The organism is Micromonospora sp. NBRC 110037 (genome assembly GCF_001652995.1).
Lineage (GTDB): Bacteria > Actinomycetota > Actinomycetes > Mycobacteriales > Micromonosporaceae > Micromonospora > Micromonospora chalcea.
On sequence record NZ_BBVA01000002.1, the window covers coordinates 1830623 to 1844959 of the forward strand.

14 protein-coding genes are annotated in these 14337 nt (G+C 74.9%); 5 read left to right on the plus strand and 9 right to left on the minus strand.

Annotated features, from left to right (window positions below; genetic code table 11):
- Positions 1 to 15: 15 nt before the first annotated feature.
- Entirely contained in the window at positions 16 to 654 is a 639-nt protein-coding gene (locus A4R25_RS07370; RefSeq protein ID WP_064446085.1) for a YdcF family protein, read from the plus strand.
- Between the two features lie 90 nt (positions 655 to 744).
- A complete protein-coding gene (locus A4R25_RS07375; protein WP_231915447.1) occupies positions 745 to 1500 on the plus strand; it encodes a glycosyltransferase family 2 protein in 756 nt (251 codons plus the stop codon).
- Here A4R25_RS07375 and A4R25_RS07380 read toward each other — a convergent pair.
- The 4 genes from A4R25_RS07380 to A4R25_RS07395 all read right to left on the minus strand — a co-directional run bounded on the left by A4R25_RS07380 (position 1460) and on the right by A4R25_RS07395 (position 5094).
- Positions 1460 to 2236 carry an SDR family oxidoreductase gene (locus A4R25_RS07380; protein ID WP_064446087.1) on the minus strand — a complete coding sequence of 259 codons (777 nt, stop codon included), beginning with the start codon at positions 2234 to 2236 and terminating at the stop codon, positions 1460 to 1462. The two genes, A4R25_RS07375 and A4R25_RS07380, sit on opposite strands and share 41 nt — an antisense overlap.
- A 4-nt stretch (positions 2237 to 2240) precedes the next feature.
- On the minus strand, positions 2241 to 2363 hold the full coding sequence (locus tag A4R25_RS07385) for a ribosomal protein bL36 (protein ID WP_043324353.1): 123 nt from the start codon (positions 2361 to 2363) through the stop codon (positions 2241 to 2243).
- Between the two features lie 152 nt (positions 2364 to 2515).
- Positions 2516 to 3880 (minus strand): PHB depolymerase family esterase, encoded by a 1365-nt coding sequence (locus tag A4R25_RS07390; protein WP_064446088.1) that lies wholly within the window; start codon positions 3878 to 3880, stop codon positions 2516 to 2518.
- A gap of 128 nt (positions 3881 to 4008) precedes the next feature.
- The gene (locus A4R25_RS07395; RefSeq protein ID WP_064446089.1) at positions 4009 to 5094 is read right to left on the minus strand and encodes a DUF4037 domain-containing protein; all 1086 of its coding nucleotides are present in this window, start codon (positions 5092 to 5094) and stop codon (positions 4009 to 4011) included.
- 99 nt (positions 5095 to 5193) lie between these two features.
- Between A4R25_RS07395 and A4R25_RS07400 the strand changes: the two genes are divergently transcribed.
- Positions 5194 to 6117, plus strand: coding sequence for a 5'-3' exonuclease (locus A4R25_RS07400; protein WP_064446090.1), 924 nt, complete (start codon positions 5194 to 5196; stop codon positions 6115 to 6117).
- 8 nt (positions 6118 to 6125) lie between these two features.
- Here the strand turns inward: A4R25_RS07400 and A4R25_RS07405 are convergent, their stop codons facing one another.
- On the minus strand, positions 6126 to 7013 hold the full coding sequence (locus A4R25_RS07405) for an MHYT domain-containing protein (protein ID WP_064446091.1): 888 nt from the start codon (positions 7011 to 7013) through the stop codon (positions 6126 to 6128).
- Positions 7014 to 7179: 166 nt separating this feature from the next.
- A complete protein-coding gene (locus A4R25_RS07410; protein WP_064446092.1) occupies positions 7180 to 9960 on the minus strand; it encodes an RNA helicase in 2781 nt (926 codons plus the stop codon).
- Positions 9961 to 10046: 86 nt separating this feature from the next.
- Between A4R25_RS07410 and A4R25_RS07415 the strand changes: the two genes are divergently transcribed.
- Both A4R25_RS07415 and A4R25_RS07420 read left to right on the plus strand, forming a co-directional pair.
- Entirely contained in the window at positions 10047 to 10811 is a 765-nt protein-coding gene (locus A4R25_RS07415; protein ID WP_043330167.1) for an HAD family hydrolase, read from the plus strand.
- A 57-nt stretch (positions 10812 to 10868) separates the two neighbouring features.
- Entirely contained in the window at positions 10869 to 11825 is a 957-nt protein-coding gene (locus A4R25_RS07420) for a DMT family transporter (protein WP_064446093.1), read from the plus strand.
- On the opposite strand, the gene A4R25_RS07425 is transcribed toward A4R25_RS07420, so the two are convergent.
- The 3 genes from A4R25_RS07425 to A4R25_RS07435 form a co-directional block, all read right to left on the minus strand.
- Positions 11788 to 12705: a diacylglycerol kinase gene (locus A4R25_RS07425; RefSeq protein ID WP_370446807.1), complete on the minus strand. Its 918-nt coding sequence runs from the start codon at positions 12703 to 12705 to the stop codon at positions 11788 to 11790. The two genes, A4R25_RS07420 and A4R25_RS07425, sit on opposite strands and share 38 nt — an antisense overlap.
- A gap of 116 nt (positions 12706 to 12821) precedes the next feature.
- Positions 12822 to 13472, minus strand: a complete 651-nt coding sequence (locus A4R25_RS07430; RefSeq protein WP_231915448.1) for a fasciclin domain-containing protein — start codon at positions 13470 to 13472, stop codon at positions 12822 to 12824.
- A 111-nt stretch (positions 13473 to 13583) separates the two neighbouring features.
- Positions 13584 to 14282 (minus strand): hypothetical protein, encoded by a 699-nt coding sequence (locus A4R25_RS07435; RefSeq protein WP_064446096.1) that lies wholly within the window; start codon positions 14280 to 14282, stop codon positions 13584 to 13586.
- Positions 14283 to 14337 lie beyond the last annotated feature (55 nt).

Consider the following 14337-nt stretch of genomic DNA (forward strand, 5'->3'; position numbering starts at 1 on the left):
ACGTACGGTGAGGGAATGACACCGACCGCCACCGTGCTGCTGGTCTTCGGCCGTGGCGTGGTGGCCGGCGACGACGGCTACCGGCTCACCGCCGAGAGCGTCGCGCGCACCGAGGCCGCGGTGGCGTACGTCCGCGCGCACGCCGACGAGTTCCGCCGCGCGCCCGGCGCCCGGGTCGTGTTCACCGGCGGCTGGCCGCACGGCCCGGCCGGGGCGCCCGGTCCGCCGCCCGGATTCCGGGAGGGCGAGCTGATGCGGGCGCTGGCGCGCGAGGCCGGCCTCGACGCGTACGCCCGGTCGGCGGCCGAGACCCGGTCCCGCACCACGCTGCAGAACCTGGCGCACACCGTGCAGGACGGGCTGCTCGGCTCGGCCGAGTTCACCGCGCGGCGCCCGCTCGGGCTGGTCACGCACCCGTGGCACCTGCCCCGCGTCCGGCTGCTCGCCGCGCGCGTGCTCGGCCTGACCGGCCCGGCGCTGGCCGACGTGCCGGTGACCGCGCCCGACCCGGTGCCGGCCCGGCGCGAGCGGGCCGTCCGGGCGCTCAGCCGGCTCGGCTATCTCGGTGTGCGTACCCCGGAGGCGTCGCTGCGCCGCGAGCGCGCGCTGACCCGCGCGGCCGACCGGATCGGACGCCTCACGCCCCGGCGGTGATTCGCGGTCGCGGGCCCGGGGTACGACGCTCCTCGATCGACCCGGCGGACCGTGCCGGCGGGCGAGTCCACCCCGGGAGGTCCAGTGATCGTGCTCGTGCCCGTGTACCGGCCGGGTGACCGGCTTCCGCCGCTGGTCACCGACCTGCGGGCCGCGCTGCCCGGGGCGCGGGTGCTGGTCGTGGACGACGGCAGCGGCCCGGCCGCCGCCGGGGTGCTGCGCGCGGCCCGCGACCGGGGCGCCGAGGTGCTGCGCCGCCGGGTCAACCGGGGCAAGGGCGTGGTGCTGCGCACCGGTTTCCGGTACGCCGCCACGCGCCACCCGGGACACGATGTGACCTGTGTGGACGCCGACGGTCAGCACCGCGTGGAGGACGTGTGCCGGGTGGCCGGGCGGATGCGCGCCACCGGCGCGATGACGCTCGGCGTGCGCCGGTTCGACGGCGAGGTGCCGGCGCGCAGCCGGTTCGGCAACGCCGCGACCCGGGTCGCGTTCCGGCTGGCGACAGGCCGGGACGTGCGGGACACCCAGACCGGGCTGCGGGCGTACCCGGCCGGGCTGCTGGACTGGCTGGTCACCGTCCCCGGCGACCGCTTCGAGTACGAGATGGACGTGCTGCTGCGCGCGGTGGGCGCCGGGCTGCCGGTCGAGCAGGTGGACATCGCCACCCGCTACCACGCGGGCAACGCGGGTTCGCACTTCTCCGCGCTCGCCGACTCGGTGCGCATCTACCGTCCGCTGGTCGGCTTCGCCGCGGCCCGGCTGACCGGCGGTGCCCACCCGGGGCGGGTCCCGGACGCCGCCGTCACGACGTCGCGTCCCACACCTGCGACTCGAACTCCCTGAGCTGCTCGCGCAGCGACGGCGGGCACGTGGTGCGGTACGGGTGCCCGTCGTCGGCGGGCACCGCGCGGACCATCTCGTCGATCATCTCCTGGGGGTCGCGCTGGTGGCCCAGGTAGTCGCCGAAGTCAGGGCGCGGCAGCAGCGCGGTGGACTCGTCCCACCACTGGGACATGGTCTCCACGCCGGTGTCGTTGTAGCCGGTCCGGTACGGGCCGGGGTTGATCACCGCAACGCGGACGCCGCGCGGTTCCAGCTCTCCCTTCATGGCCCAGGCGAGCGCCTCGATCGCGTGTTTGGTGGCGGCGTAGACGCCGATGAACGGCCGGGTTCGTACGCCGACCGCCGAGGACACCCAGACCACCTTGCCGGCGCCCCGGGCCAGCATCGGCGGCACCAGGTCCTGCGCCAGGTGCAGGTGGCCGAAGACGTTCACGTCGAACGAGCGGCGGACCCGCTCCATCGGGATCTCCACCACCGCGCCGGCCTCCTGCAGGCCCGCGTTGAGCACCAGGATGTCGACACGGTGGCGGGCAGCCGCGGCCCGGTCGGCCGGGTCGGTGACGTCCAGCTTGATCGCGTCCAGCGCGACGCCGGCCCGTTCGGCCTCGGCGCGCAGCTCGCGGACCTGCGGCCAGATCTGTGCCGCGGCGATCACGTGGTGGCCGGCGCGGGCCAGCCCGAGCGCCGCGCCCCGGCCGAGCCCGCTGCCGGCCCCGGTGATCAGGATGTCCGCCACCGGCTCAGCCCTGCCGGGCCTTCTGCCGCCGGTCGGACTTGTTCAGCACGAACAGCTTGCCCCGGCGCCGGACCACTATCGAGTCGGCCTTGCGCTTGAGTGCGCGCAGGGAGCTTCGGACCTTCATATCCGCTCCTTCGGTTCCCGCCGGTGTCCGTCCGGTACGGGTACCCGCCGCGGCGGTGCTCATGCCCGGTCCCGCGTGGTCGCCACCGCTTCGCCGAGGTGGCGGCATCACCGTGTCCGGGATGCCGCCACCTCGGCGTACTGGCGTGCGGATCAGGCGGCCGTGCAGGGGCTTCCGTTGAGCGTGAACGAGCCGGGTTTACCGGCGTTGCCGGTGTGGGTGGCCTGGAAGCCGATGTCCACCGAGCCGCCCGGTGCGATCACCGGGTTGTAGGAGACGTTGCGGGCGGTCACCGCGCCGCTGGTGGGGCTGTAGGTGGCGTTCCAGCCGCCGGTGATCGTCTGGCCGCCCGGCAGCGTGAACGCGAGGCTCCAGCCGTTTATCGCCGTGGTGGACGTGTTGGTGATCGTCACCGAGGCGGTGAGGCCGTTGTTCCAGGCGTTCACCACGTACCCGACCCGGCAGGCCCCCGACGGCGGCGGCGTCGTGGGCGGCGGCGCCGTGGTGGGCGGGGGCGTCGTCGGCGGGGGCGTGGTGGGTGGCGGCGTGGTGGGGACGGCCGTGGTGGGCGGCGGGCTGGTCGGCGGCACGGTGTCCAGGCCGAAGAAGCGGATCGCCTGGGCCGCGTCCACCGGCAGGTTGTGCGTGACGCCCTGCATGCTGATCGCCTCGACGGTCGCGGTGCCGCCGGTGCCGCCGTAGCGGGTCCGGGTGTAGCCGGACTGCGGGCTGTCCGTGTAGTCGGGCGTCTGGCTCAGCCCGTGCACGTTCGTCCACTGGTCGATCTGCTCGCCGAAGTTCGGGTAGCGCAGCGTCTCGTCGTTGGTGCCGTGCCAGATCTGCATCCGCGGACGCGGGCCGGTGTAGCCGGGGTAGGCGTTGCGCACCAGGTCGCCCCACTGCTGCGGGGTCTTCAGCACCTGGCCGTTGGCGCACTCGCTGTTCCACTCCGAGCCGTTCGTGGTGGCGAAGCAGCCGAACGGCACCCCGGCGAAGGCCGCCCCGGCGCGGAACACGTCCGGGTAGTCGCCGAGCAGCACGTTCGTCATCATCGCGCCGGACGAGGTGCCGGTGGTGAAGATCCGCTGCGAGTCGACCGGGTAGCGCTGCCGCACGTAGTCCACCATGGACTTGATGCCCACCGGGTCGCTGCCGCCGTCGCGGCGCAGCGCCTGCGGTGAGGACACGTCGAAGCACTTGCTGCTGCGGGTCACCGACGGGTAGACGACGATGTAGCCGTACCGGTCGGCCAGCGACGCGAACTGGGTGCCGGAGTACATGGCCGGGCCGCTGCCGGTGCAGTAGTGGTTCACCACGAGCAGGCCGGGACGGGCCGCGACGGTGTCCGGGACGTACAGGTACATGCGCAGGTTGCTCGGGTTGGTGCCGAAGTTCGTCACCTCGGTCAGCGCGGCGGCCGAGGCCGGCCCGGGGACGGCGAGCGCCGCTCCGACGGCGAGCCCGGCGGCGGCGAGCGCCGCGCCGAGCAGCCGGAGTCTGCTCCTTTTGGACAGCATGCTGTTCTCCTCGGTGGTGGGAACGCCGCACGGAGCGGCGTTCTCGCCGGCGAGGCGCCTGCGACGGGCGGCCCGGACCCTCGGAGACGAGATAGACAGTCGCGGATCGATGCGACTCGAATCGGAGTCTAGGCCGCGCCCGGCGGACGGACAACCGCCGCGGCCACCCGGCGGGCGCGGTCCGGGTGGGTGAGCACGTCCACGCTGTCGACGTACTGGTCCACCGCGCCGATCGGCGGCCGGTCGCGCAGCCGCGGGTCGGTGATCGCGGCGCGGAGCGCCTCGACGAAGCGGCCCGCGTCGAGCACCAGGAACGGCCGGCCGTGGAAGGGCCGGGCGGCCGGATCCACAGCCGGCGCCAGCGCGACGTCGTTGGTCCAGCCGGCCACCGTCTCCAGCGCCCGGACCAGGCCCGGCTCGCGGACCGCCCACTCGCCCGGACCGAGCGCGGCGGCGAGCCCGTCCACCACCGGCGCCGCGCCCGGCAGCGTCGCGAACACCGTGCCGAGCCATTTCGCGTACGGGGGCCAGCGGCGACGCAGCAGCAGCCCGAGGCGCATCAGGTCCCGGGCCAGCCCGGCGGTTACCACCCGGCTGCCCAGCTCGTCGCCGACCTCGGCGCACCGGCCCGCCAGGTGCTCGGCCTGCGCGACCCGCTGCCACCCGGCCGCCAGCACGTGCCGCCACACGTCGTCCGGATACCAGGCCAGCGCGGCGCGGGCGGCGGTGAGCGCCCCGTCGAGCCCGTCGTGGAACACCGCTCCCCCGGTCAGCTCCGCCAGCCGCTGCGTCGGTGTCGCCAGCCAGTCCGCCACCGACATGCCGGCGCGCGGGTCGGCGCCCAGCCGGTCCCGCCACCACGCGCCCAGCTCGTCCACGCTCACGCCGTGCCGGTCGCCGTCGGCGTGCACCGTGCCGAGCCGTACCGCCGGGCCACCGGCGTACCGGGTCGGCCAGCCGAGGAACCGCGCCGGCAGGTCCGCGTCCAGCGCCGCCCGTACCGGCGCCACGTCGTGCGCGCTGTCCACGAAGACCTGGGTACGCGGACCCCAGTCGTGGTCGGTGGAGCGGGGCGTGTCGAGGCCGAGCAGCTCGGAGCCGCCGTCGAGCAGACCGGCGGCGTACCGCAGGCCGGGCAGCCGCCGCGCCAGCAGCGGACCCACCACCTCGTCGTGGAACCGGCGGGCCAGGGTCAGGCCGGGTACGAAGCTCACCCCGCCAGTCTGCGCATCCGGGGACCCGCGCGCGCCCGGGTTTCCGCTCCCGCGGTCGCCTCCCCCATCTCGTCAGAGGGCTGTGGAAGGCTTGTCGCCGTGGCACACCGACAGCCGATCCTCCTGATCGACTCCCCCAGCCTCTACTTCCGCGCCTACTTCGGCATTCCCGAGTCGGCCGCGAAGACCAGCGACGGCCAGCCGGTGAACGCCGTGCGCGGCTTCCTCGACATGCTCGCCCAGCTGGTCCGCACCCGCCGTCCCGACCGGATGATCTGCGCGATGGACCACGACTGGCGGCCGGCGTGGCGGGTCGAGCTGCTGCCGTCGTACAAGGCGCACCGGGTCGCGCCCGAGGGCGGCGAGGTCGTGCCGGACACGCTGTCCCCGCAGGTGCCGATGATCCTCGAGGTCCTCGACGCGCTCGGCATCCCGGTTGTGGGCGCCACCGGCTACGAGGCCGACGACGTGCTCGGAACGCTCTCGGTGACCCAGCCCGGCCCGGTCGAGGTGGTCTCCGGCGACCGCGACCTGTTCCAGCTCGTCGACGACGCGCGCCCGGTGCGGCTGCTCTACGTCGGGCGGGGCGTGGCCAAGCTGGACGACTGCGACGACGCGGCGGTGCGGGCCCGCTACGGCGTGCCCGCCGACCGGTACGCCGACTTCGCGGCGCTGCGCGGCGACCCCAGCGACGGCCTGCCCGGCGTGGCCGGGGTGGGTGAGAAGACCGCCGCCCGGCTGATCGACCGCTACGGCGGGCTCGACGGCATCCTGGCCGCGCTCGACGACCCCGGCTCCGGCTTCGCCCCGGGGCTGCGTGCCAAGCTCGACGCCGCCCGCGACTACCTGGCGGTGGCGCCGAAGGTGGTCCGGGTCGCCACCGACGTGCCGCTGCCCGAGCTGGACCCGACGCTGCCGACGTCGCCCGCCGACCCGGAGCGGCTGCTGGAGCTGGCGCAGCGCTGGAACCTGGCCGGGTCCTGCCGCCGCCTGGTCGACGCGCTGGCGGGCGACCGATCGTGATCAGTTGATCACGAAGGGCGGTCGGTGCTCCGGCGGCTCGGGAACTGGGCGCCGGGCTGCGCCAGCGTCGACCGGGCACGCAGGCCCACCGGGTCCGGCGCTGGCTCGGCGGCGACCGTCCGCGGCGCGTCACCGAGCCGCGAGCTGACGTACGCGGCCCCGGCCCGGTCGTCGTCCGAAGGCGCGGCGAGCAGCGCGTAGACGAGCCCCACCACGCCGAAGACCACCGCCAGCACGATCGGCACCAGCAGTCCGCTCACCTCGGTGCCGGAGGCCGGGCCGCGGCTCTCGTGCAGGTGCACCGACAGCGCGCTCATGCCGGTGAAGTGCATGCCGTTGACAGCGATGCCCATGACCAGCGCCGAGGCGGCGATGGCGAGCCCGCGCCGGACGGTCATCGCCAGCCAGAGCGCGACGGTGGCGGCCACGATCGCGATGACCACCGACAGCGTCACCCGCAGCGGGTCGTAGCCGAACGAGCCGTCCAGGCGCATCGCGGCCATGCCGGTGTAGTGCATGGCGGCCACCCCGGCGCCGGTGAAGAACCCGCCGGCCAGCAGACGCGGCGCGGCGAGCCGGCCGGTGCCCACGATCGCCAGCCCGATGCCGACCGACGCCACCGCGATCGCGGTGCTGGCGGCCGTCAGCGGCACGTCGTAGCGGATCCGGGTGCCGGAGACGGCGAACCCGAGCATCGCCATGAAGTGCATGGCCCAGATCGCGGTGCCACCCAGCGCCCACGCGGCGAGCAGGCCCCACCAGGCGCGCTGGCCGCCGCTGGTGGCGGTCCGGATCCGCCCGGCGCAGACCAGTCCGAGCGCCGAGCCGAGCACTGACAACGCGTAGCTGAGCGCGGGTGTGATCCACCCGTACTCGAAGTGATTGATCTCGCCCACGACGCCCTTTCCTCACCATCGACGCAGCGCGACCCACGGCGCCCCGGGGCAATGATGGGATAGGCCCTGACCAGGGCATGCATCGACCCCCCGACAATTCGCGGGGTGTCAGCGCGGTGACGCAGCGATGCGTCGGTTTCCGGAGATCGGTGACCGAAAGTGACCGTTAGGCGGAGGCGTGGTAGGCCAGCACGCCCCGGTTGACCGCCGCGATGGCCTGCCGTGCGGTGCCGCGCAGCTCGGCCGAAGCGCCACCCGAGTCGGCGACCTGCCCGAGCAGGTCGACCACCTGTCGCGCCCACCTGACGAAGTCGCCGGCCGGCATCTCCCCGTCGATCTGGTGCCCGCTGGCGAGCACCTTGGCCAGCGCCTCGCCGCGCGCCCACCGGTAGATCGGCCAGGCGAACCCGAGATCCGGCTCGCGGGTCACCGCCAGGCCGCGCGCCGCCTCGTCGGCCTCGATGTCGCCCCACAGCTTGAGCGTCTCGTCGACCGCGTCGGCGACCCCACCACGCGGCAACGACGCCCGCTCGTCGACGTCCCGCCGGGCCTCGAAGACCACCACCGACACGGCGGCGGCCAGCTCCGCCGGGGACAGGCCGTCCCACACCCGGCGGCGCAGGCACTCGGCCACCAGCAGGTCCGCCTCGGTCCAGATCCGGGCCAGCATCCGGCCGGCGTCGGTGACCTCACCGTCGGCGGCCAGGTAGCCGCGCGCGGTGAGCAACGCCACGATCCGGTCGAAGGTACGGGCCAGCGAGCCGGTCCGCCCGGACACCCGCTGGCGCAGCTCCTCGGTGTCGCGTTCCAGCCGGCGCCGCCGCTCCGCCCAGCGGGCGTGCTCCTCCCGGTCCGGGCAGGCGTGACACGGGTGCGCGCGCAGCTCGACGCGGAGCTGGCTGAGGCGGTGGTCCTCCCCCGCCGCCTGACGGGACCGGCCACCCCGCCGGCCGCCGTGCCGGTCCAGGCCGGTGCCGCTGACCGCCGCCGCCAGGTCCCGCCGGGCCGCGGGCGAACGGTGGTTGAAGTGCTTCGGCACCCGGATGCGGGTCAGCACCTCCGCCGGGGTGGTGAAGTCACCGGGGGTGACCCGGCCGGCCCAGCGGTCCTGGGTGAGCACCAGCGGCCGGGGCTCGCCGAACCCGCCGGTGGCCGGGTCCAGCACCACCGCCAGGCCGGCCCGCCGCCCGGACGGCACCCGGATCACGTCACCGACCCGCAGCCGCTCCAGCGAGGCGACAGCCGCCGCCTTGCGCTGGCTCTGCCCCTGCCGGGCGATGGCGCGTTCCCGGTCGGCGATCGCCACCCGCAGCGCGAAGTACTCGTCGAAGTCGCCGTGGTGGCAGGCGGCCTCCGCGCCGTACGCCTCGATGGTCTCGGTGTTGCGCTGCACCTGCCGGGCCAGGCCGACCACCGACCGGTCGGCCTGGAACTGCGCGAACGAGGACTCCAGCAGCTCGCGGGCCGGCGCCGCGCCGACGCTGCCGACCAGGTTGACGGCCATGTTGTACGACGGCCGGAAGCTGGAGCGCAGCGGGTAGGTGCGGGTGGAGGCGAGCCCGGCCACGTGCCGGGGGTCGGTCTCCGGCGACCAGACCACCACGGCGTGGCCCTCGACGTCGATGCCCCGGCGGCCGGCCCGGCCGGTGAGCTGGGTGTACTCGCCCGGGGTGAGGTCGACGTGCGCCTCGCCGTTGAACTTGACCAGGCGTTCCAGCACCACGCAGCGGGCCGGCATGTTGATGCCCAGCGCCAGCGTCTCGGTGGCGAAGACGGCCTTGACCAGCCCGCGGACGAACAGCTCCTCGACGACCTCCTTGAACGCGGGGAGCATGCCGGCGTGGTGGGCGGCCAGCCCGCGCTCCAGCCCGTCGAGCCACTCCCAGTAGCCGAGCACGGACAGGTCCTCGCCGGGGATGGCGGTGACCCGGGACTCGACCACCCGGCGGATCTCGGCGCGTTCCTCCGGGGAGGTCAGCCGCAGCCCGGCGGCCAGGCACTGCTGCACTGCGGCGTCGCAGCCGGCCCGGCTGAAGATGAACAGGATCGCCGGCAGCAGCCCCTCCCGGTCGAGCCGGTCGACGATGTCCGGGCGCATCGGGCCGCGCCAGCGTGGGCCGCGCCGCCCGCCGCCGGGGCCGGCGCTGCGGCCCTCGCCCAGCTCCAGCCGGCGCATCGTGTCCCGGGTGTAGCGCAGCAGCTCCGGGTGCACGTCGTGCTTGCGGGCCGCGTCGGCGTCGTGGAACAGGTCGAACATCCGCTTGCCGACGAGCATGTGCTGCCACAGCGGCACCGGGCGGTGCTCGGAGACCACCACGGCGGTCTCGCCGCGTACGGTGACCAGCCAGTCGGCGAACTCCTCGGCGTTGGAGACGGTGGCCGACAGCGACACCAGCGTGACCGACTCGGGCAGGTGGATGATCACCTCTTCCCAGACCCCGCCACGGAACCGGTCGGCCAGGTAGTGGACCTCGTCCATCACCACGTACGCCAGGCCCTCGAGGGTGGCCGAGCCGGCGTAGAGCATGTTGCGCAGCACCTCGGTGGTCATCACCACCACCGGCGCGTCGCCGTTTATCGCGTTGTCGCCGGTGAGCAGGCCGACCTGCTCGGCGCCGTAGCGGTCCACCAGGTCGTGGTACTTCTGGTTGGACAGCGCCTTGATCGGCGTGGTGTAGAAGCACTTGCGGCGGGCCGCCGGCGCGTCGCCGCCGGGCCGTCCGCGCAGCGCCAGGTGCACCGCGAACTCGCCCACCACGGTCTTGCCGGCGCCGGTGGGCGCGCAGACCAGCACGCCGCTGCCCCGCTCCAGCGCCTCGCACGCCTCGCGCTGGAAGTCGTCGAGATCGAACCCGAGATCCAGGGAGAATTCGTCCAGGGCCGGGAAGGCGGAGGCCTGCGCGGCCCGGCGGCGCGCCGCGGCGTACCGCTCGGCGGGGCTCGACATGGATCCAAGATTAATCGGTACGGCCGACGAGTACCGGTCAAGGCCATCCGGCAGGACGGTCGGAGCGGGTCGGTAGGGTGCACGACGTGCCGGACCGTACCGAACTGCCCCATGCCGCCAGCGGCGCCGACGACGTCGTGGGCCCGCGCCCGTCCCGCCGGCCCGTGGAGGCGGTGCTCTTCGACTTCCACGGCACGCTCGCCCAGGTGGAGGAGCCGCTGACCTGGGTGCTCGCCGCGGCGTCCGCCTGCGGCGTCGAGCTGGACCGGATCCGGGCCACGTCGCTGGCCGACCGGCTGCTCACCGCCGGGCGCGCGGGTGGCCCGCTGCCGGCCCGGGTGCCGCCCCGGCTGGCCGAGCTGTGGGCCGACCGCGATCTCTACCCGCAGGCCCACCGGGGCGCGTACACCGGGCTGGCCGAGACGGTGGACACCGGCATCGACGGGTTCGCCGACGCGCTCTACGAGCGGGTGCTGGTGCCCGAGGGCTGGGTGCCGTACCCGGACACCGAGCCGGTGCTCGGCGCGCTGCGCTCCGCCGGGGTGAAGGTGGCGGTGGTCAGCAACATCGGCTTCGACCTGCGACCGCTGTTCGCCGCCTGGGATCTCGACGGGCTGGTCGACGCGTACGCGCTGTCGTACGAGGTGGGGCGCTGCAAGCCGGACCCGGGCATCTTCCTGCGCGCCTGCGGAATGCTCGGCGTCGACCCGGAGCGCACGCTCATGGTGGGCGACACCCCGGCCGACGCGGGCGCGGTCGCGGCCGGGTGCGGGGTGCTGGTGCTGCCGTGCGCCGACGCCGGCCGCCCGAACGGGCTCGGCGCGGTGCTCGACCTGGCCGGGGTCGGCTGAGCGCACACCCCGCCAGCGGCGCGAACCCGTCCCGGCGCACCGGCTACGGTCAGGGGCATGACCGGTGTCCACCCCTTGCCGCCGCGTGCGCCGGGCCGGCTCGGCGGCGTCGCGCTGGTGCTCGGCGGGGCGCTGTCGGTGCAGTTCGGCTCCGCGCTGGCGGCGCTGCTCTTCCCGCGTACCGGGGTGGCCGGGGCGGTGACGCTGCGGCTGACCATCGGCGCGCTGGTGATGCTCGTGGTGTGCCGCCCCCGGGTGCGCGGGTACGGGCGCCGGGACTGGGCCGCAGTGGTCGCGTTCGGGCTGGCCCTGGCCGGCATGAACTCGATCTTCTACCAGGCGATCGAGCGGATCCCGCTCGGTCCGGCGGTGACGCTGGAGGTGCTCGGCCCGCTGGCGCTGTCGGTGTTCGGCGCGCGCCGGGCGGCGGCCTGGTTCTGGGCCGCGCTGGCGCTGGGCGGGGTGGCGCTGCTCGGGCAGGGCGGGTTCGACCGGCTCGACCCGGTCGGCGCGGCGCTGGCGCTGACGGCGGGCGCGATGTGGGCCGCCTACATCGTCTGCTCGGCGCGGATCGGCGCGCGGTTCCCCGGCGCGGACGGGTTGGCCCTCTCGCTGACCGTCGCGGCGCTGCTGACGCTGCCGTTCGGGCTGGCCGACGGCGGCGGTCGCCTCGCCGACCCGGTGGTGCTGGGGCTCGGTACCGGGCTGGCGCTGCTCGCCTCCGTGCTGCCGTACAGCCTGGAGCTGGCGGCGCTGCGGCGGCTGCCCACCGCGACGTTCGCGGTCATGATGAGCCTCGGCCCGGCGATCGCCGCGGTGGCCGGCTGGCTGGTGCTCGGCCAGGCGCTGCACCCGGTCGAGGTGCTCGCGATCGGGCTGGTGGTCGCCGCGAGCGCCGGCGCGGTCCGCGCCGCCGCCCCGTCCACCGCGCCGCCGCCCGTTCCCGGCCCACCGGACGCCGAGGGCGTGGCGGCGGTCAGCGCAGCAGCCGCAGCGCCGCCGGCACGGCCGTGACGGTCACCGGCAGGTCGAGGGAGCGTTCCCCGTCGGCGTACGAGGTGATCCCCTCGGCGGCCAGCTCCACCGTCCGCGCCCGGTAGACGCGCGCCAGCGGGTGCGTGACATGGGTGCCCCGGTAGATCTGCGGCTTGACCCGCATCAGCGTGCGCCTGTCGAACCGCCCGCCCACCACCACGTCCAGCAGGCCGTCGTGCGGGTCGGCGTCCGGGCAGATCCGCATGCCGCCGCCGTAGCTGGCCGTGTTTCCCACCGCGACCAGCACCGCGTCGACCTCCTGCGCCACCCCGTCGAGAACCAGCCGGTAGCGGCGTGGCCGCAGCCGGGCCAGCTCGACCACTATCGCCAGGTCGTACCGGCGCGGGCCGCGCGGCCAGCGCATCCGGTTGGCGCGTTCGTTGACGATCGCGTCGAAGCCCGCCGCGAGCACCGCGCCGAACCAGCGGTCGGCCTCGCCGGGCCGGGACAGCCGCGCCAGGTCCACCGACCGGGCACGGCCGGCGGCGAGCGCGTCGGCGATCACCTCGACCGCGGCCACCGGGTCGGCCGGGAAGCCGGTGTCCACCGCGAAGTCGTTACCGGTGCCCGCCGGTACCGGCCCGAACGGCACATCGGTGCCGGCGACCGCCTGCAACGCGCGGTGCATCGTGCCGTCGCCGCCCACCGCGACAAGCGCCCCGGCGCCGCCGGCGACCGCGGCGTGGCACGCCGCCTCCGCCTCCTCGGGGGTACGCGCGCGCAGCAGCTCGACCGGGCGGCCCGCTCCGGCGAGGCGCTCCAGGATCCCGGGCAGCAGACCGCGGTGCCGCCCCCGGCCGGCGGTCGGGTTGGCGAGCACGGCGACGGGGCCGGGCGGGACATGATCGTGCGCGGTCACGGCGAGCACCGTACGGCACCGCTCACGCCGCCCACCAGAGCCAGGTCACACGGCGGGTGGGCGGCACACGCCGACGGCGCCCGGCAGGGGGTGCCGGGCGCCGTGGCGGGGGTGGATCAGGGAAGGTCGATCGGGCGCAGCACCCGGTCCACCGCGTGCGCGATCTGCTTGTTGCCCTTGTTGATGTCGTACCGCACCACCTTGGCGTTGCGGTCGCTGGTGTCGGCGTCGACCAGGCGCACCTCGCGGCCGTACCAGCAGCGCTTCACGTCCACCTCGACGGTGGCGCCGAGCGCGGTGGTCAGGTCCGCGCCGTCCGCCTTCAGCGCCGCCTTCCGGTCGATCGTCGCGCCCGGCACGACGTGGTAGAGCAGGACGTCCTCCACCGTGTCCACGCCCAGGCCGGCGACCGCGTCGAACGCGGCCTTCTCCCCGGGCAGCTTCTTCGCGGCGGTGATGTCCCGGACCAGCTCGCGGAACGCGTAGTCGTTCGGCACGAACGCGGTCAGCGCGACGGTACCGTCGGTGAGCACCTTCACCGGCGACTCCGGCTTGGCCTGCAGCACCGTCAGGACCGCCTTGGTGAGCACGTCGAAGTCCCGCGAGTTGCGGTCGAAGCCGCTCTTGTCCGCGGTGAGCACGGCGGCCAGCGACCGCGTGCCCGGCTGCTTGGCGCCGGCCTGGGCGGGCACGGCGACGGCGGTGGTGGCCACCGCCGCCGCGGTGGCGCCCACGGCCAGCCGGGCGGCGAGACGAGCGATGTTCATCGGGGAGCCTTTCGTCGAAGCGACCAGGTCCGTGACTGTCGTCACGACCAATGCTTCGCCCGCACCGTCCCCGGTGGATGCAGCCGGATCGATGGTGTTTTCGCGGCCGCCTCAGCGCACCACCAGCCGCTTGCTCACCGACGGCACGCCGTCGCCCTTGACCTTCAGCGACCAGTCCCCCGCCGCGCCGAGCGTCACCACCGTCTCGGCGGTGCCGTTGGCCTCCGCCTTCATCTCCGCGACCCGCTTGCCGTCGGGGTTGAGCACGTACAGCGTCCGGGCCCCGGCGGTCTTGTTCGTCACCTTGAACGCCAGCTTCTCGCCCGGCTCGGCGATCAGGGCGTCCACCCCGGTCATCGCGTCGTCGGTCAGCTCGATCGTCACCGACCGGTCGTACGCCACCTCGGCCGCGGCGCTGGCCAGGTTGCCGTCGTCGGACACGGTGATCTTCGTACGCACGCCGTCGCCCTGCCGGCCGGGCTTGCAGGCCACCTCGTACGTGCCGGTCTGCAGCGAGGCACGCAGGTCGCCGGTGCGGCCCGCCGGCACGTCCGCCACCTCGGCGATCACCTTGGTGAAGGCGTCGCCCTCGCGGCCGTAGACGTAGACCCCGGTGGCCTGCTGACCCCGGTTGGTCACGGTGAACGTGACGGTGCCCGGGGTGAACAGCGTGGTGGTGACCTCACAACTGGTGTCGGTGGCGGTCACCGGCACCTGCTGGCCCTTCGGCGCGGGCTCGTCGTCACCGCAGGCGGTGAGCGCGGTGGCCGCGCAGAGGACGGTCAGGACGGCGGCGGTACGGCTCTTCATCGGGTTCTCCGGAGCGCAGGTCAGACGGACTGACCGGAACGGGGCGCCGACGCAC

Excerpts from the sequence above, each read along its gene's own strand:
- A4R25_RS07385 (WP_043324353.1), bottom strand. The coding sequence starts at position 2,363 with ATGAAGGTCCGAAGCTCCCTGCGCGCACTCAAGCGCAAGGCCGACTCG.
- A4R25_RS07370 (WP_064446085.1), top strand. The coding sequence starts at position 16 with ATGACACCGACCGCCACCGTGCTGCTGGTCTTCGGCCGTGGCGTGGTG.
- A4R25_RS07435 (WP_064446096.1), bottom strand. The coding sequence starts at position 14,282 with ATGAAGAGCCGTACCGCCGCCGTCCTGACCGTCCTCTGCGCGGCCACC.
- A4R25_RS07430 (WP_231915448.1), bottom strand. The coding sequence starts at position 13,472 with ATGAACATCGCTCGTCTCGCCGCCCGGCTGGCCGTGGGCGCCACCGCG.
- A4R25_RS07390 (WP_064446088.1), bottom strand. The coding sequence starts at position 3,880 with ATGCTGTCCAAAAGGAGCAGACTCCGGCTGCTCGGCGCGGCGCTCGCC.
- A4R25_RS07420 (WP_064446093.1), top strand. The coding sequence starts at position 10,869 with ATGACCGGTGTCCACCCCTTGCCGCCGCGTGCGCCGGGCCGGCTCGGC.
- A4R25_RS07410 (WP_064446092.1), bottom strand. The coding sequence starts at position 9,960 with ATGTCGAGCCCCGCCGAGCGGTACGCCGCGGCGCGCCGCCGGGCCGCG.